We start from the raw sequence: 18,556 nt of genomic DNA, 5'->3' as shown, positions 1-18,556 counted from the left end.
AACTGCTTTGGAAGTCGGTAGCCCATCTTTCGAATGTCCGCGTGCTGAGTAACGATTATCGATTCGATACGCTGGGCAAGACACAATTAAATGGAGCCTTGACCCCCGTCGCACTCCAAGCCGCTGTGGGACCTTATCACCTCTCTTTGGTTGGATCCGGACCCTTGCCAGCCCATCGATGGGAGGTCGGTGAGACGGCCAACCGGTTGGCGATCGAATTCTGGCTCGACCATCAATTCGCTCATCCTCGTTTTAGTTTTGAAGGTCCTGACTACCGAAACTGGCACAATCCTTATGATTTACAGGTCGGACAGCAGCTGGAATTCTCGTTCTATCTGTGCGTTTCACGAACGCCTGTGCCCATCGTTGTGCCCGGCCGATATCCCCAGCGCAATCGGGCTGTATTTTCTATCACCGATCACGCCGATCATGACAGCTGTGAACGAGTTAACGCTTTGTGGCACGGACACTCAAGGCCTTCCTCGCGAAACCCAACCGCCGGTTTCATTGGTCGGAAGTTGCCGTTTACGAAATCAGTCTTTCCGGCAACACCCAAATCAGACGGCCCCGGTTTGCACAACCCTGACTTTGTTCGAGTCTGCCGTGACGGACATGCCGGAGGCATCGAAATCTGTCCCCACGGTGTGCACAGTTCCGTTCAACCTCGAGTGAATGAACTCGAGGCGTTGTTGAGCCCGTTCGACGAGTTTAAGCCACGAACATGGATCGACCACGGCAATCGATTTCTATCAAATTACGGTCGACGGGGGTGGGATCCCTCCGACGAATATTCTCTGCATCCGTGGCTTGATCGATTAGGAATTCGCTATATCTGGGGCCGGTTAGATTTTGGGCACGCTCTGCCCCAGGGTCAGCTTGACCAACTCGAAACACAACAGTTTTGCGGAAGCGCCTACATTCGTGATCTCCCATCTAATACCCGCCGCGCCCTCGCAGCAAAACGCCCCTGGGCTGTCCTACACGGCATGTCCGTACTTGCCTATCAACTGATTCCTGAAAAGACAATGCTGCAGTTTTTTCTGGCCCAACGTAAAATCCAACGCGTGATGTCAGCGGACTTGGCTGCTGTTCCGGGAGCGTTTTGGCAATCGACCAAAATGGCTGCCGCCCTGGCTTTACCTCCCGGAGTAAGCGATTTACTACGACACGTTGGCGGCGTTCGAGAGGAAATCAGCATGATTCCGATCTTCTACCCCGAGCATCACTCCCTCTCGCTGGGAAGCGGAACTCTCGGATCCCAGGCAGCCGGCGACAACCCGCGGTGGTTGTTCAACACGTTAGCCATTCATGATGTGGAAAAAGCCTACGCGCCGGAGGCCATCGATCGATTGATTCGAAGTTACGGCATTCATTTTTCGCACACCTATTTGACATCAATCAGTCGAGCTCATTTAAGTCATGCGATAACCGCGGAATCCGATGGTCATTGGCGACTTACGGATAAGTTCGCCGATAACCTGCAGCAACTGGCAAACCGACGCGATGAGGGGCAAATCTGGGTGGCCTCCATGGCCGAGATTGGCGATTTCTGGGCAGCCACCCGAAAACTTCGCATTTCACCGACAGACGATAACGGTTGGCAATTTTCTTATCCAACCGCGAGCAGCCTGCCAATTGATTTGCAGCTGGTCGTGCTGGGCGAGCAAGTAGCCAACTGTTTCGCGAATCAACAACCGGTTGAAATTGAATCGATCAGTGAGCAAGTTCATATTGGACAAGTCCCAGTCAGACCGGGTGAGACGGTTGCGGTGCAGAGCAGCATCGCTTAGCGCGCGAGTGCTTTGACAAAATAGTCGATATCAGCACGAGTGATAAACAACATCCGCAACAGTTTCAAGCCATAGAGGCTCCGACAGGTAACAGCAAGAATAACCGTCGATAAAAGATTGCCACAAAGAACAGCCAAGGCCGCTCCGAACATTCCACAAACGGGAACTAAGAAGTAGGCCATTGCCGCGACCAAGAGCAATGACAACAGCAACGTCCGCGCCGTTGTTGTCGCTCGGCCATCGCTAGTCAGCACACTGTTGAAGATACTAAACAAACACATCAAGACCATCGCAGGCGCAAACAGATAAAGTACTCGATAAGCGGGCAAGAATTCGTTGCCATACAAAACCCAGACAATCAGTTTCCCAAAGAAAACCAATCCCAACGCCGCCAGCGTGCCATAACAAACATTGAACCGTGCGGCTCGCTCAATTTGCACAGTCTTATCGGTGTTCGTGGCATCCGCCCATTTCGCATAGAACAGTGGCGATAAAGCTCGTGGGATGAGTACAGCAAAACCCGAAATCGCCACGGCGCGTGTGTAAAACCCAACGGTGGCAAAATCATCGGACAAGCGCTGACGCAGAATCAGCACAGTCAGCGATGAAGTGATCGCGTACAAGATTCCGGTCGCGGCGACCTTGATGCCGTAAGTGGCAGTTTCCGAGAACCATTCTCGTTTAAATCGCAGCGAAAACGTCAAATCATCGCGTAAGAAGAAGAACAACAGTGACACCCCCGCCAGTCCAGCGAGCGTATTGATACACATCGCCCAACCCACTGACAACACGCCAACGAGCGCCAGTACGAGCGCAGCGACGACCATGACAACGCGTTGAATCACATCGACAAGCATAATACGGCGACTTGCGAGCTCGGCAAGTAAAACCGATCGCAACAAGGAAATCATCACGCTACAGGACATGCCAAAAGAGAAAATGAAGAGTACCGCGAGGGGAAATGAGCCGTAGAACGCAGCTCTCCAATAGAAAAAGCCGGTCATCGCTCCTGTCAAACCGAGTGCAATGAAGAGACCCACCGTCAGGGAACTGTTAATGACTTGATGTCGATCAAATCTCCCCGTGTTCAAGAAGTAGATATTTGCTCGGCCAATCCCCAGCGATACGAGGGGGACCACGATCGTGAGCGTCGACATGAAGACAGCCAGTTGGCCAACCCGATCAGGACCCAAGTACCGCGAGTAGATCACCGTACTGAGAATTCCACCGCAAGCAAGAAAGAACTCGCTGACACCAAGCAGCGTTGCTTTTTTGACGAATCCCATCGTGCTCGAAGTTTTAGCTCAACCGTCTCCAGTGAACCTACGACTTCCGTTTCCCTTCACTGCGGCGTTTTTGGTCAACCAATTCATGAACCAAATCAATTTCAGCCTGAATCCGCTCATCCCAAAACCATATATTCTCTTGAGCAAACTCAAAGGCACCAACCGCTAATTCCTGGCGACGATCTTCATCTTCCAGGAGCTCCGCGATTTTCTCGCCCAACTGCGGCAATTGCTCTTTTGAAAGCAACAATCCGGTTTGACCATCCACCATCACATCCGAAGTGCCCCCAATATCGTAGGCAATCACGCACGTTTTGCTGTGCATCGCTTCCATAATTTGGTTACCGAGATTCGTCAGGTCTTGAACGGTGAGGAACAAATCTGCTGCGTTGTGCAATTCACGTACCTTGGCATGTGGAATGCTCCCCAACAACGTCACATACTCGCCCACGCCAAGTCGATCGATCTGGGCTTCTAAATCAGGTCGAAGAGGTCCATCGCCACCGATCACCAATCGGGCATTTGGTACTCGCTTGAGCACCGTCGGCATCGCGCCAATCGCCCGATCCAATCGCTTCCAAGTATCAAGACGCGCAACAGAAAACATCATCAAGTCGTCTGGCTTCAGACCGACGGATTCTTTCACCTTAGCGGTGTCGATCTCAGGATCATAGATCCCACGCTTGGTCCCATCGAGCCAAAAGCGGTGCCGTTCTTTGGGATAATTCAAACGTTCGGCAACTTTGTCACCCAACGTTCCATCGTTCGACATGATCAACATGTCGTAGGGAACTTTGTAAGAAATGATTTCTCCCAGATCGCGAACCCGACGATACCAGGGAACGTTAAACAACGTGTGTCCCAACCAGGTACCCCATCGACGGCCAATGTGCACGGATCGATGCTTTTGGCACAGGCGAAAGCCAACCCAAGCCGCATCGCTGCGGTAGGAGTAAATCACATCAGGTGGATTCGTTCCCGCAACTCGATTCACCTCTCGTTTGAAGGCCCGTTGTGTCCAGAGCCAACCGATCTTGATCACGTTCCGCCAAGGTCGTGCCGTCATCGCTTTGTAGATCAGCGGCGGCGGACAAATACGATGGACGTGAAAGCCACCCATCATGAAATCTTTTGAGGATGAGAACTGACCAATCACAAAGACGTGAACGTCATGCCCCTTATCCGCTAATACTTTCCACAGCATGGGTACCAAAGGCACCCCGGCCATTTTTTCGAAGGACTCATCTTCGAACATTTGATGCAGCCCCGACCAATCATGCGTTAACACAAATACGGTTAGCTTTTCGCGACTGGCAGTTTCGGCTTCCGAGGTTGGGAGATCGGCCACAGGCATTAGAGTTCTCGCTTCGCCCTTGCTGCATTCTATTCGGTAACTGGCCTGACAAAGCCAATTGATCACTATCAACTCATTGTATTTGGAATGAAGCCGATTCATCATAGATTGGAATCGAGTTCATGTTTGTTTTCCTGATCTGCAACTACAATCCTTTGGATTTCGTCAATTCCACACCCTATAAATCACCAAATTAGCGAGCACTGCGCCTCTTACGCATCTTGCGAGATTTGGTTCATACTGCCATCTTTTCTTTTGATCAGGTATGCTTCGCCTGACAAGCGTTAGAACTTATTTCGCTCGGTCCGGTCCTCTTAGCGCGAGTTTTTTCGCGGCTCATCGTCAGCCACCCCGCAGCAAACAACAGCCTTCTGGCACTATCGACCAACTGGAACCTCGATGCCAACGCTAACGTCTTAACTCTCTCGAAAAACGACATGGCTGGCAGGTCAGCCAATGCATAACCCAGCTGGCGAAGCTCGTTCCCAACTAAATAGTCGGCGAGTTTCTGATCGAACTCACTCATTTTTGACTTCCAATTATCGACTGACATCTCGTTCACGGGTCGGGATACCTCATGATGACCCGTGGGTGCTGAAATCTGTTTCCCGGTCTCCAGATGGTCCAACATGTTCAGCTCAAACGGTTCATCGATAAATTCGCATGCTCGTTGGACCGTCAACTCCGTTTGTCCAACAAGTTGCTCATAACGAATTTCCAGGTACCGCTTCGACCCCAATTGTTTTCCAGCTGCCTGTCCCAGCCTGACATTTCGTTTCCAAGTTTTAAGCAGATAAAACGAATCGTAATACCAATATCGATGCCCCCATTTTTTCATCGCGGATACAACACAATCGCGACCATCTCGGATCAGATGGATGAAAACAGCATTTGGGAATATTTTTTCAATCTCCGGAATCACTCGAACGTAACTGGGGCCCTTATCACCCCAATGTTTTGCATGTTCGGATTTGATCTTTGCTCGGTACAAGCTGTCCAAAACATAATCCAAACGTGGCTCTGGTAGCTGTTCGCAAAACCGATCGAGGTCATTCACTAGTTGGAACCACTCGTGGTTCATTTCCCCAATTTCAAGGACAAGCTGTTTTATCTCTGCTTTGGTGAGATCCCGACAGTGATACTTTTCAAGGTGCGCCAAGAATCCTGTTTCGTCAGGAATAAATATTTGCGAGTGACCACAGAGCAGCGTCCGCAACAGGGTAGTCCCTGATCTCGGGTTTCCGACGATAAAAAATGGTTTTGTAGGCAGCATCTCGACGGTCCGATCGCAACTCCACCACGCTTCCTGGCACAGTCAAATTCAGAAAGAGACGCGCGAAATTTCCGACCCCGAGCAGAACCGCGCGACTCTCTTAGTATAATTGGGGATTGAATGGGTAGGATAGATGAGAGAGTTGCAATCGGGTCGGCAGTCCCCAGTTGCAGTAGGGGTTAAACCGTTGCAAAGCCGAATTGGATGTGCGTTAAAACCATCAGAACGAGCCTGCTGATTACAACGGTAATAACAACCGGATTCTATAGGCCGTTTTAGCCAGACCAAGCACCGATCTCAGCAAGCAAACGTCCACGGTGGAACAAACCGGCCCCAAGAGGTTTCTGCGAGATAGCGAGGCCCTTTTTGATTCAATCTCTCGTCAACCTTTCCGACTTCCGCAGATCAGAGCCGGTCAACTCTGAAAGTGAGATCCCATCTGCTCAACGGGTCGGCGAGCAAGAGGATAGAATGGGTGCGATCGCGAGTTGTTTTAATTCGATTTTAACAGACTTTGACACGGACTGATTTCGAGTGACGATTGCAAATAGCAGCATGCTGGCATCATTTCCCCAAATCGAATCACTCAGCATTCCGACGGTAGAAGAGGGGATGATTGAGTTATTGTCGGACGTTCGCGATAATCGAATTCCGCTCGCAGCTCAAAATACGATGCACGACTATTACGATCGATATATCGCATGGCAAAATCATTTCTTACATCACTTCGCACCCTTTGTTTGCGAAGCCGATGAGTTGTTTTCGCTGCCCGGCCAACGACCTCATCTGCTTGATCTAGGATGTGGTGTGGCAACTCAAGCTCACTTTTTCGCCATGCGAGGTGCAAGCATCACAGGTTTGGACAACAAAATTGAGCGAGTGAAAGCAGGGCGTGCGATGACCAGCTGGTTTGAAGAGAAAAGCGGTACGCCGCTCAACGTTCAACTCCATGCGACCGATGCTTTCGAAATGCTGGCCACCCGCGAGCCCGCCACTTTTGATGGCTGCTACACGCAGTTTGCCCTGGCCTACATGCGTCCCCATCGCAAAATGCTCGAATTGATTCACCGCGTGGTTCGACCTGGCGGTTTGATTATGTTCCGCGAGTTCAACGCGGGCAGCCTCTACAATCGGCTGGTCTCACGTGTCGATTGGCTCAAGGCGCGCGACTACCAACGCATCGGGAAAGAACTGGGTTGGAACAACGAAATGAGTCAATTTTGTTGGTTTTTTCCCAAGCAACTAACGAACCCGAGATCGGCCCGTCACCTGCTGCGGCCCATCGAAGACACGGTGGCCAAATGCTCGCCGATTGCCAGCAAGATGGCTGCCTCCATGACACTTGTCTTCCGCCGCTAGCAGTATGGTCTTTGATCTTGTCGCACCCAAAACGGCTTTGCTATAAGCCATTTGTGAGCTTGGCGTCACTGTGACTGTTGGCTAATCAGACACCGGGTATCAATACAATCTATGGGAATGCCACGCGATTATCGAGCTATCCGTTGTTTCATTTTGGTCAGTGTACTGACGAGTTGTACGCAACGCGCGTTCGCCGAAGACGCCGAATTGGAATTGCTACCGCCCATTACGGCCACAGAGTTCGGCGACGTTGTATCGGAAACGACGGTCGATGACATCCTGACCGAAGACGTCAGCGAATTCCCTACCGGCTGGGCATCCCCGACGCATTGGTTCGCATCACCGCTCTGGAAATTTGGGTTGGAGTTGGGGATCAATGGATCCGAAGGCAATTCACAAGCATTTAGTATTGTGGCATCAACATCAGCGAAGCGAGAAACCGAGCATAGCGTAATCGGGATGAAATTGATTTACGGTAAAACGACAGCCGATGGGGTCGAGACTCAGAACTACGGCCTGTTTGAAAGTCGTTGGGATTGGAATCTGTCCTCCCAATCGTTTTTGTACACCAAGACCATTTTGGAATACGACGAGTTCAGGACATTCGACCTCCGATTGACTAAATCAGCCGGTTTTGGACACCACTTCATCAAGAACGATCGCTCCACCTTGACAGGCCGATTAGGTGCAGGAGCTTCCAGGGAATTTGGCGGAATTGATAACGAATGGATACCGGAGGCTAACTTTGGCGGAGACGTTGAGCAAGCCTTGTCGGCTCGACAAAAAGTCAACTTGACGTTCGACTATTTTCCCGCCTGGGAAGACTTTGAAAATTACCGCGTTGTCGCGAACGCGAATTGGGAAGTCCTATTGGACGAGGCCACCAACTTGAGTTTGAAAGTCGGCGCGGTCGATCGCTACGACAGCACGCCCGATGGGTCTCTCGCGAACGACATTGACTACTTCGTGACCCTGGTCTGGAATCGTTAGAGGTCAAGTTGGCGCGAACCAACTCGTGCCTGCCTGGTTACTCCGTAGAAGCGCCGGCGCGAACTTGTTCAGCGAATCGATCTTGTAATGATTGGACTCGCATGTCGTTTTCGCGGAGGGCCTCCATCGCCATGACGGCAGCTTCCGCAGCCTGAAAAGTTGTGATGCTAGGCACGCCATGCTGAACGGCCGAAGCTCGAATTTTTCCTTCATCAGTACGAGCACCCTTGCCACTCGGCGTATTGAGAATCAGTGACACGTTGCCATCGATTAGATGATCGATCAGATTCGGATGACCTTCCGCCAGTTTCTTGACAGGTTCGACAGGAATTCCAGCCTCCTCAAGCCGTTTGGCTGTTCCGGATGTGGCCATGAGTTCAAAACCGAGCTGATGCAACCGAGCCGCAAGATTCGCAACGAGATCTTTGTGACGTTCGGTAACACTTATAAAAATCTTGCCGGTGGTGGGCAGTAGAACACCGGCCGCCAATTGGCTCTTAGCAAACGCAATCGAAAATCGTTCGCTAATCCCCATGACTTCACCCGTGCTCCGCATTTCCGGGCCCAGCACAATGTCAACGCCCGCGAATTTGCGGAAAGGAAAGACACTTTCCTTAATTGACACGTGGGCTGGAATCGGCTCTCGTTCGATTCCAAGCTGTTTCAGTGTCATTCCAGTCATCACCTTGGCGGCAAGCTTTGCAATCGGAACGCCAGTCGCCTTGGCGACAAAGGGCACGGTGCGACTGGCCCGTGGATTGACCTCCAGCACATAGACATTGGGTTTGCCATCTTCCGTCTTAACGGCAAACTGAATGTTCATCAGACCCACCACGTTCAAATGGAGTGCGAGTGAGCGGGTGGCAGCCCGAATTTCTTCGATGACGTTTTGAGACAGGCTATAGGACGGGATCGCACAAGCCGAATCACCCGAATGAACGCCGGCCTCCTCAATGTGCTCCATGATGCCAGCGACCACGACCTCTTCCCCATCACAGATCGCATCCACATCGACTTCGGTTGCATCTTCCAAAAACCGGTCGATGAGCACCGGTTTACCCTGCGAAACCGTAAAGGCCTCGGCGACGAATCGCTCAAACTGACTTTGGTCGTAACAAATCTCCATCGCTCGGCCGCCCAGCACAAAACTCGGACGAACGAGTGATGGAAAACCGACGTTGGCCGCTTCACTCCGAGCTTGGTTCATTGTCAAGGCAATGCCGTTGGCCGGTTGCTTTAGATTCAATCGTTGCAACAGCTGCTGAAATTTCTCACGGTCTTCGGTCGACTCGATCATCTCGACACTCGTGCCGATGATTGGAATGCCAGCGGTCGCCAGGGCGCGGGCCAGATTCAGCGGTGTTTGTCCACCAAATTGAACGATCACCCCATCCGGCTGCACACGGTCACATATATTCAGCACGTCCTCGGTCGTCAGCGGCTCAAAAAACAATAGATCACTCGTGTCGTAATCCGTGCTGACCGTTTCCGGATTTGAGTTCACCATGATGGATTCGATTCCGAGTTCACGCAAAGCAAAGCTGGCGTGACAACAACAGTAATCGAATTCAATGCCTTGTCCGATGCGATTGGGACCACCGCCGAGAATCATGACGCGTTTGCGATCGGCTTGCTTGGCTGGCGTTTCGTCTTCGTCCTCATAAGTGGAATAAAAATAAGGTGTATACGCTTCAAACTCGGCGGCACACGTGTCGACCGACTTGAAAGTTGCGATCACTTTGCGTTCCTTGCGGAAATGTCGCACCTCGAGTTCAGTGGTCTGAAAAATCTCAGCCAATTGACGGTCTGAGAAGCCGAATTGTTTGGCTCGACGAAGGTTATAATCATCGAGTTGATCCAAGGTTCCCAAGGCCCGCAATTCGTCTTCGACTTGCACGATTTCCACCAAATGGTCGATGAACCAAGGATCGATATTACTCAGCTCATGGATTTCTTGGGGGGTCATCCCCGCCTTGAGCGCGTATCGCAAGTACCAGACTCGATCTTCGTTTGGCCTGGATAAATAAGGCCGAATTTCTTCTAAGGAAGGTTGTTGATCGGTACCCCACAGATCTTTTCCATCACATCCGAATCCGAAACGTCCTACCTCGAGACCCCGCAAAGCCTTCTGAAATGACTCCTTGAACGTTCGACCGATAGCCATGGTCTCACCGACGCTTTTCATTTGCGTGGTCAGCGTCGAGTCAGCCTCGGGAAATTTCTCAAAAGCAAATCGAGGAATCTTGGTTACCACATAGTCGATGGTAGGCTCGAAACAAGCCTGAGTTTCACGCGTGATGTCATTCGGTAATTCGTGCAAGCAATACCCGACAGCCAACTTGGCAGCAATCTTGGCGATCGGAAACCCGGTGGCCTTGGAGGCGAGTGCACTGGATCGACTCACCCGCGGATTCATTTCGATCACAATCATCCGACCCGTTTTGGGATCGATTGCGAATTGTATGTTGGACCCACCCGTCTCCACACCAATTTCGCGAATGACCGCCAAGCTGGCATCACGCATTCGTTGGTATTCTTTGTCGGTCAGCGTTTGAGCTGGTGCAACGGTGATCGAATCCCCCGTGTGTACACCCATCGGGTCGAAATTCTCGATAGAGCAGATGATCACGACATTATCTTCTAGATCGCGCATCACCTCCATCTCATACTCTTTCCATCCCAACACCGACTCTTCAATCAAGACTTCGGTGATAGGTGATAGATCGAGTCCGTATTGAACAAGTGAATCGAAATCCTGTCGATTGTAGGCAACCGAAGAACCGGAACCGCCGAGCGTAAAACTGGGGCGCACGACACACGGCAAGCCAACATCGTCGAGAACAGCGCGAGCCTCCTCCAAGGTATGAACCGTCGCCCCGTGACAACATTCCAGACCGATCTTCTCCATCGCGGTCTTAAACTTGTCGCGTTCCTCGGCTTTGGCAATGACCTCGGCATTGGCACCAATCATTTTGACGCCAAACTTTTCGAGCACCCCGTGACGATCCAGATCCATCGCCACGTTCAATCCCGTCTGACCACCTAGCGTCGGCAACAATGCATCCGGACGCTCCTGCTCGATCACTTTCGTCACGATTTCCCATGTCAGCGGCTCGATGTAGGTACGATCGGCCGTGTTGGGATCCGTCATAATGGTCGCTGGGTTCGAATTCACCAGAACCACTTCGTAGCCTTCCTCGCGCAAGGCTTTACAGGCCTGAGTTCCGGAATAATCAAACTCGCAGGCCTGACCGATGACAATGGGTCCTGAGCCAATCAACAAAATCTTACGAATATCGTCCCGACGTGGCACGCCGCACCATTCCTTCCGATCAGAGAATCGCCGCAGGGTATTAGAGGCTGTGGGTAAAATCTCTCGAAATTACCATGCTGCCCGCCAACGGAAAAGGGTGTGACCGACGAGAGTCGCGAAAGATGACCTCCGCATTCGACCGAATCGCCAAAATCCGGCAGTCGAAAATCAAATCGGCACTTCTCGATAAACGGATGTTCGTTGTCACCCACAAATTCGATCGTCGAGCGGGGTCACAATTGCTGCTGAGAGCCGGATGATCGGCTCTTTGCCGAAATTACGATGCACAATTCATATGCACCCATCGATTCAGCTCGTTGACACATCGACGTAAACCGTTTAATTTAAACGAATTGTGAGTTTTCAACACTTCACACCTGGTTGTAAGGTTTTCAGGCAGCGTGTCCAGTCCCTCCCGTAGTGGTGTCTTTGAACAATCGGTCGATCGACGCGTTGAGCAATTCACCGAGAGCGTCAGTTTTGATCATCGGCTCTATCGACATGACATCGAGGGCTCCAAGGCACACGCTCGGATGCTCGCCAAAGTGGGTATTCTGAGCGATGAAGAATGCGGTCGGATTGAGCAGACGCTGAGCGATATTCAGGGGGAAATTGATCGGAGTGAACTGCCACTGCGAATTGAGCTTGAAGACATTCACATGCATGTCGAACAGGCTTTGATCGATCGTCTGGGCGATATTGGCCGCAAACTTCACACGGGTCGCAGTCGAAACGACCAAGTTTCTACTGATCTCCGACTTTGGTCGCGAGAGTCGATCGATCAAATGGATCAGCACCTGGCTGCCCTACAGCGATCGTTTGTAGCCCGTTGCGAAAAAGATCGGGACGTGATCCTACCCGCCTACACCCACATGCAGCGTGCTCAGCCTGTGCTTGCGCCCCATTATTGGCTCGCCTATTGCGAAAAATTTCAGCGGGATCGTGAACGGCTGGCAGACTGCCGGAAACGAGTCAATCGCAACAGCCTAGGTGCCGCAGCCTTGGCGGGTACCACTCTGCCCATTGATCGGGATTATGTCGCCGAGCAACTGGGCTTTGAAGTGGTCGCTGCCAACAGTCTCGACGTATCCAGTGATCGCGACTTTGTGATCGAATTGGCGTTTGTCCTCACCCTAATCGCCGAACACTTAAGTGGCTGGGCTGAAGAGTGGATTCTTTGGTCGACGGCCGAGTTTCATTTTTTGACGCTGCCTCAGCAATTCTGTACGGGTTCGTCGATCATGCCCCAAAAGATCAATCCAGACGTTTTGGAATTGATCCGCGGAAAGACGGCACGGGTGGTCGGTAATCTCCAATCGCTGCTGGTGCTGATCAAAGGTCTGCCATTGGCCTACAACCGAGATCTGCAGGAAGACAAGCTACCCTTGTTCGACTCCGTCGATACGGTCTCCAGCTGCTTGGAATTAGCGGCCCCCATGGTGCAGGATGCGGAGCTGAATGAAGAGGAAATAGCAAGTGGTTTGGATCGCGGCTATTTGGACGCGACCACCTTAATGGAGTTCATGATACAGAACGGAGTGCCCCAAAGGACCGCTCACCATTTGGTCGGTGAGCTCGTGGGTGCCGCAATTCAACAACGAATTCCGTTGATCAGCCTTTCAGCGGATGAGTTCAAGTCGGCACACCCCGTCCTCGACGAACGCGTTTTCAAGGTGCTTGGCGTTGACAACGCCATCAAAGCATTTCGCAGTTACGGATCAACGGCACCAACGGAAGTTGCTAAACAAGTGCAAAATTGGCGACAGACACTCGGCATGTAAGATGACCGGTCGATTTGTTTGTGTGGATGCACCGCCCGAATTTCTAGCTCTCGCAGCTAGCGGTCATGACACTAACAACGAGTCTTTGCACGATTAAGAGAATCCCCATGAGCTCCTTTCGTTTTTCTTCGTGGAATACCGACCGACGCTTTCTCCTTGCGAGCGGGACAGTGGTCTTGATCCTAGCAATCGTCCTACCGACTAACCTGCTCGGTCAATCCGTGCCGAATAATCCACGAGCCACGGAGCTCGACGAAAAACCACCGGAGATTGTGGATAGCGCGGCCGTCGAGGCAATTCGTGCGACCAACCCAACCACTCCCGAGGAGTTGATGCACGCGATCGACTTGTTGATTCGCTTGGACCGGTCTGATTTGGCACTCGAGTATTTGCAGCGTTTGGCAGGTAGTGGGTTAAAGATCGAGCAATTATCAAATCTCCATCAACGTTTCGGGACCTCGACAATCTTACGACTCATCAAACCGGAATTAGCACCGGAGGGTCCCGCCTTTGCCAAGTCGGTTTTCAATGCAGCAAAAACAATCGCCCAGAATCCACAACGAATTGCCGCCGATGTTTCCCAATTGGGATCCGCTCAGCGCGAGCAACAACTGCAAGCTGCCCGACGACTGTTGCGATCGGGCGTCTACGCAGTTCCATCCCTGATTAACGCCATCGCCAACAGTGAGAATCCACAAGTCGTTCGCCGATCCAAAACCGTCTTAACGCAACTCGGTGACGAAAGTGTGGGTCCGTTAATCGCCTATTTGTCGAGTTCCAACCTACAACTGCGACTCACGGCGATCGCAGCGCTAGGCCGTGCTGGCTCACGGGACGGACTACCTTATCTCGTCTACCCGTATCTATCGACCACGGGAAACTCCGCAGCACGAGCGGCCGCCTCCCAAGCGTTTAAGGATCTGATTGGCAGCCCACCTCTGACGACGGAGGCGCGTGAATTACTGAAAAAAGCAGCCGGGCGCGCTTACGACGGTTTGATTTCTCAAAAAGCCGACCTGGATGGTCTCGTACTCAGCTGGACCTGGGATGAAAAACTCATGGCGCCTGTTCCGTATCAACTGTTCAAAGCCGATGCTGCGGCATTGGCAGCCTCCCGACTCTATCGTGACCTCCACCGCCTTCATCCCCAGAATGAAACCGATCTGATTCGCAGCTTCATCAGTCGTTTCAAATTGGACCAAGCGATTGGACTGGATCGTCCCTTGCGGCAAGGGCCGGGCACGGTGCATGACGATGCCAAGCAAGCCGGCGTGAATGTCGTGAACGCTATTTTGCATCAGAGTTTAAAAGACAAACAATGGCTCGCGGCTGTCGCGGCTGCCGAAGTTTTATCTTCTTTTGAAGAGCCGAGCGTGTTGCAAGCAGCAGCCGGCCAGGTCGCGCCCCTGGTTTTGGCACTCACGAATCCGAATCGCCGCGTTCGTTTTGCTGCCGCAAAAGCAATCATGAAAATCGATCCCAAAGGGTCCTTTGCCGGTGCAAGTCGCTTGCCCCAAGCAATCGGATACTTTGCGGGCTCCACAGGACAGCGAAAGATTCTGGTTCTTCATCCATCCGCACAACAGGGCCAAAATCTGGGAGGGCTGGCCAATCAAGCAGGCTTTACCGCAGAAGTGGTGACCGAACCGGCTGAACTGGTCAATCGATCCATCCAATCTCCCGACTGGGAGCTGATCATGATCAGTGACGCAATCCGTGGGCCTAGTCTCTGGTCGTTGATAACCGCCCTCCGAGCTGATCCGAAGTCCGCCGACATTCCGATCGTGTTGTTAGGATTTCGTTCTGACTCAATGCTAAAGCTGGAACAAATCGCCAATGCCCATCCCAAAACTCTTGCCGCGCCAGAACCGATTGAGCCCGAATTATTCGGGCAAATCGTCGCCCGAGGATTAAATTTAGCGGGACGATCCGCGGTTGATGGTGACCGACGCTTAGAACAAGCTGCCTTCGCACTTGACTGGCTGACCCGTCTATCGCGAGAAGATTCCAACCGATTTTCTACTTTATTGAGGCAGCAACCCCAGGTCCTCCAAGCGCTCTACACGCCCGAGCTTTTCGAACTGGCGACCAACCTGGCAGCCCGTTTTCCCACCTCGGAGGCTCAACTTGCTCTGACCGACATCGCAAACCTCAACACCATGTCCGTCAAACAACGGCAAATGGCTGTGAAAGCTTTTAACGAATCGGTTCAGTCTTTTGGCCTGCTACTCAACCAAGCCGAAGTCCGACATCAATACGATCGATACAATCGCAGTGAGGAATTAGATACCGACACTCAGGCCATTTTGGGTGCACTGCTCGACTCGATTGAGTCCCCGATCTTGGCGAACAATCAACCCCCAACAAAAAAGACTGATTGAGCCAAGAACAATCGATGTCCGCTTTCTCCCACTCCAACGATTCAGGGCCTCCCATTCCCGCGCTGATCGGCTCTAGCCAGGCGATGGAGAATGTGTACCAGACGATTCGGCGAGTGGCACGTTCCAATGCATCCGTCCTGTTGCTTGGTGAAACAGGAACGGGTAAGGAGCTTGTCGCAACGGCAATTCATCGTCTCAGCTTGCGACAAGGCGGACCCTTTGTGCGAGTCAATTGCGGAGCCCTGAGTGAGAGCCTACTGGAAAGCGAATTGTTCGGGCATGTGCGTGGTTCATTCACCGGTGCACTCGCAAATCGAACGGGCCGTTTCGAAGCGGCACACGGTGGCTCCTTGTTTCTGGACGAAATCAACAGCACGTCTTCACAGCTGCAAGTCAAGTTGTTGCGAGTCTTACAAGAACGAGAGTTCGAACGCGTCGGCGACACCGAGACCATTCGAACCGACACTCGTGTGATCGCTGCCAGTAATCGTGATCTGATGGAGGAGGTCAGTGAGGAGCGCTTCCGAGAAGATCTCTACTGGCGATTGAATGTGGTCCCGGTGGAGATTCCCGCCCTGAGACAACGTAAAGAGGACGTTCCCGAACTTGTTGCCTTCTTCCTGAATCTCTACAACGAAGCCAATGATCGGTATGTGGTTCATATTCAGGATGCAGCAATGGAAGCACTCCAAGCGTACGATTGGCCGGGAAACGTACGAGAGCTGCAAAACTACATCGAACGGGCCGTCGTGATGGCTGACGGCGATGAACTGACGGTCGATCTCTTGCCCAATTCTGTGCTCAACGGTCATCCGAGCAGTCATCGAAAACTTCAGGCCGCCGATCTGGAAAGTCTGACTTACGCCGTTGTCGAACGTGGGTTGGTCGACGCAGGTACGAATGAAGACAACCTACACGCAAAGATCGTTAACCGAGTGGAGCGCGAGCTGATCGCACAAGTCATGATCAGCTGCAACAACGTTCAAACAAAAGCTGCGGCTCGTCTGGGCATCAATCGCAACACACTGCACAAGAAGCTGAAAGAGTACGATCTCGAGTCCTAATCACCGGCTGATTAATAGCCGCAGTGTGCTGCAGCGTGCAGCTTGGCTTGATCTTCAAGACTCAAACCTTCGATCTTTTCGGCTTCGAATGAATGATCCCGAGTGAGGTGTGTCCAGAAGGTCATACCGCTCACACCAACCTCGGGGACTTCAATTGTCTTCAACCAGACATGTATTTCTTCAGCGGTCAGACTGCGTAACCATTGACTAGGCGGACGCCCATCGCGTTGCCGCCGAATCGGATCGGGTTGGCCGATCTGCGTCTCAGTTTCTACCGCGGCATCGGTTGTTGTGCTCGATCGCTCAGTTCGGAGAATGTCCGCGGGAACTTCGGTTTCGCTCAGATATCCGGTGCGTGCCTGATACGGCTTTCCGGTCTCTCTGTTGACCGGCGTAGTGACTCCTGTCAGCTTCCACCGGCCATCAATGAGCGATTCCCGTTCGTACCAGCGCCAACGATGGTTTTCGTGCGCGCTCCAGCGAATACGCCCCACTTTCTTTTCCGTGCTCTGCATCAAAGTGGCAGCCAGCTGATCCACGCTGTCAGCACGCAATTTATCGGAGAGCCAAAACAGCCCCATTCCAAGCAAGAAAGCAAATTTTCGACGATTCATTGGATTGACTCCGAGCGGGTTGAGTATCCCTACTCTTGCAAATCAGCCATAATCCAACGTAGCCCTGACACTTCGACTTGGCTCGCCAATCTGGAGAAAAACCAGAAATCGAACCGACGCCATTCGGCCATTTAATCGTCACGGTTAATCGAAGCCGAACAACCGCTCTTAAAACGAGTCGAGCTGTACCCGCTCTCCCCCATCTCGCGTGAAGAGGGCCTGCAAATCCTTGGCGGGTGTAGAAATCGGCAAAGTAGCAACTCGGCCATCGGCAAAACCAACGAAGAACTGCCCGGGCCAAATGTTGCCGAGACCGGCTGTGGGTGCCTCGATCGACCATTCCAAATCATCGGGCTTGGTCCAGATGACCGCATGATCATCGTCTGCCTCGACAATCATGACGGTTCGGGACGTACCATCACGAATATCCTGCATTCGCACACCACGGCGTCCTTCGGCGATGACTGAATTCGGCAACCGCACGGCCAGAAAGTTCGTGTATCCCGGCTCGGCTTCCGTTCCGGGTGATTTCAGCGCACTCGGCATCTGTTCGATGAGTTTTCGATTGTGCTCACTGTCCCAGGGCTCGTCGCGTCGAAAACGATCGTACAATGCCTTTTCTTCGATGTACGGCAAAATGGCAACGCGCCAACTGAGACCTGGCTTTTTGTCCGCTGTCATTATGGCCGCGGCCGGATAGCGGTTGCGAGTGGACTGATAATTTGCAATCGCCAAATTGATTTGACGCATCGTATTCTGCGTTTGACTCCGATAAACCGCACCACGAACCGAGTTAACTACATTATTCGATTTTGGACGTTTTCTCGTCGATCGACTTGGAGATGGGGCCGACAAATCCCGCACGAAATCCTGGTCTTCATCACTCAACTTCGAGAGCACGAGTGTAATCCTTTTCCCGTCTTCCTTTTTCAACGTTACTTTGTTCTCGTTGAATCGGACAAATTCTGCTTCGATCTTGTGTTTGCCACTGCTGTCTGTCCAGGTACGCAACTCCGCCGCGTTGCTCGACTGTCCAACCGTCGATAAAACGCCAAGGACCAGCAAACAAATGGATAGCCGGAAAATTCTTTGCATCATCGATCCCTTATCAAATTTCAAGCTTAGATTAGGCGAGCCAGCATCCAGGATAGAATAGCAGGTCGGTGACCGATACTCATTTAAATGTTGTGAGTTGACCCGGATCCTACCAGGCGATTCAGGCCGAGCAGAGAATCGGATGGAGATTGTGCTAAGTCGATCGTTCGCAAGAATTTACTCGTAACTTTCGCGTGCAAAAGCAGCCGAACCGAAGGGCTTAGTGGAGGCGACGGAAGCCCGCATTATTCGTTCG

General features: G+C 52.1%; 12 protein-coding genes. 6 read left to right on the top strand and 6 right to left on the bottom strand.

What is annotated here, in order from left to right:
- The first annotated feature begins 41 nt into the window (after nt 1–41).
- Nucleotides 42–1,790, top strand: coding sequence for a hypothetical protein (locus P8N76_03770; protein MDG2380769.1), 1,749 nt, complete (start codon nt 42–44; stop codon nt 1,788–1,790).
- Here P8N76_03770 and P8N76_03765 read toward each other — a convergent pair.
- The 3 genes from P8N76_03765 to P8N76_03755 all read right to left on the bottom strand — a co-directional run bounded on the left by P8N76_03765 (nt 1,787) and on the right by P8N76_03755 (nt 5,703).
- Nucleotides 1,787–3,076, bottom strand: coding sequence for an oligosaccharide flippase family protein (locus P8N76_03765; protein ID MDG2380768.1), 1,290 nt, complete (start codon nt 3,074–3,076; stop codon nt 1,787–1,789). The two genes, P8N76_03770 and P8N76_03765, sit on opposite strands and share 4 nt — an antisense overlap.
- A gap of 37 nt (nt 3,077–3,113) precedes the next feature.
- Nucleotides 3,114–4,430, bottom strand: a complete 1,317-nt coding sequence (locus P8N76_03760) for a glycosyltransferase family 4 protein (GenBank protein ID MDG2380767.1) — start codon at nt 4,428–4,430, stop codon at nt 3,114–3,116.
- Nucleotides 4,431–4,689: 259 nt separating this feature from the next.
- On the bottom strand, nt 4,690–5,703 hold the full coding sequence (locus tag P8N76_03755) for a sulfotransferase (protein MDG2380766.1): 1,014 nt from the start codon (nt 5,701–5,703) through the stop codon (nt 4,690–4,692).
- 534 nt (nt 5,704–6,237) lie between these two features.
- Between P8N76_03755 and P8N76_03750 the strand changes: the two genes are divergently transcribed.
- A complete protein-coding gene (locus tag P8N76_03750) occupies nt 6,238–7,062 on the top strand; it encodes a class I SAM-dependent methyltransferase (GenBank protein MDG2380765.1) in 825 nt (274 codons plus the stop codon).
- A gap of 117 nt (nt 7,063–7,179) precedes the next feature.
- Nucleotides 7,180–8,052 carry a DUF481 domain-containing protein gene (locus tag P8N76_03745; protein MDG2380764.1) on the top strand — a complete coding sequence of 291 codons (873 nt, stop codon included), beginning with the start codon at nt 7,180–7,182 and terminating at the stop codon, nt 8,050–8,052.
- A gap of 37 nt (nt 8,053–8,089) precedes the next feature.
- Here the strand turns inward: P8N76_03745 and carB are convergent, their stop codons facing one another.
- Complete coding sequence (gene carB / locus P8N76_03740) at nt 8,090–11,365, bottom strand: carbamoyl-phosphate synthase large subunit (GenBank protein ID MDG2380763.1); 3,276 nt, start codon at nt 11,363–11,365, stop codon at nt 8,090–8,092.
- A 401-nt stretch (nt 11,366–11,766) separates the two neighbouring features.
- On the opposite strand from carB, the gene argH reads away from it, so the two are divergent.
- The 3 genes from argH to P8N76_03725 all read left to right on the top strand — a co-directional run bounded on the left by argH (nt 11,767) and on the right by P8N76_03725 (nt 16,591).
- Entirely contained in the window at nt 11,767–13,146 is a 1,380-nt protein-coding gene (argH, locus tag P8N76_03735; GenBank protein MDG2380762.1) for an argininosuccinate lyase, read from the top strand.
- Nucleotides 13,147–13,253: 107 nt separating this feature from the next.
- Nucleotides 13,254–15,527 carry a HEAT repeat domain-containing protein gene (locus tag P8N76_03730; protein MDG2380761.1) on the top strand — a complete coding sequence of 758 codons (2,274 nt, stop codon included), beginning with the start codon at nt 13,254–13,256 and terminating at the stop codon, nt 15,525–15,527.
- 14 nt (nt 15,528–15,541) lie between these two features.
- Nucleotides 15,542–16,591 (top strand): sigma-54 dependent transcriptional regulator, encoded by a 1,050-nt coding sequence (locus P8N76_03725; protein ID MDG2380760.1) that lies wholly within the window; start codon nt 15,542–15,544, stop codon nt 16,589–16,591.
- An 11-nt stretch (nt 16,592–16,602) separates the two neighbouring features.
- Here the strand turns inward: P8N76_03725 and P8N76_03720 are convergent, their stop codons facing one another.
- Both P8N76_03720 and P8N76_03715 read right to left on the bottom strand, forming a co-directional pair.
- Nucleotides 16,603–17,205 (bottom strand): hypothetical protein, encoded by a 603-nt coding sequence (locus P8N76_03720; GenBank protein MDG2380759.1) that lies wholly within the window; start codon nt 17,203–17,205, stop codon nt 16,603–16,605.
- A 168-nt stretch (nt 17,206–17,373) separates the two neighbouring features.
- Nucleotides 17,374–18,303 (bottom strand): DUF1559 domain-containing protein, encoded by a 930-nt coding sequence (locus P8N76_03715; protein ID MDG2380758.1) that lies wholly within the window; start codon nt 18,301–18,303, stop codon nt 17,374–17,376.
- Nucleotides 18,304–18,556: the final 253 nt, after the last annotated feature.

Source organism: Pirellulaceae bacterium (assembly GCA_029243025.1).
In the GTDB taxonomy this organism is placed as follows: Bacteria; Planctomycetota; Planctomycetia; order Pirellulales; family Pirellulaceae.
This window is presented reverse-complemented; position numbering and strand designations above follow the sequence as displayed.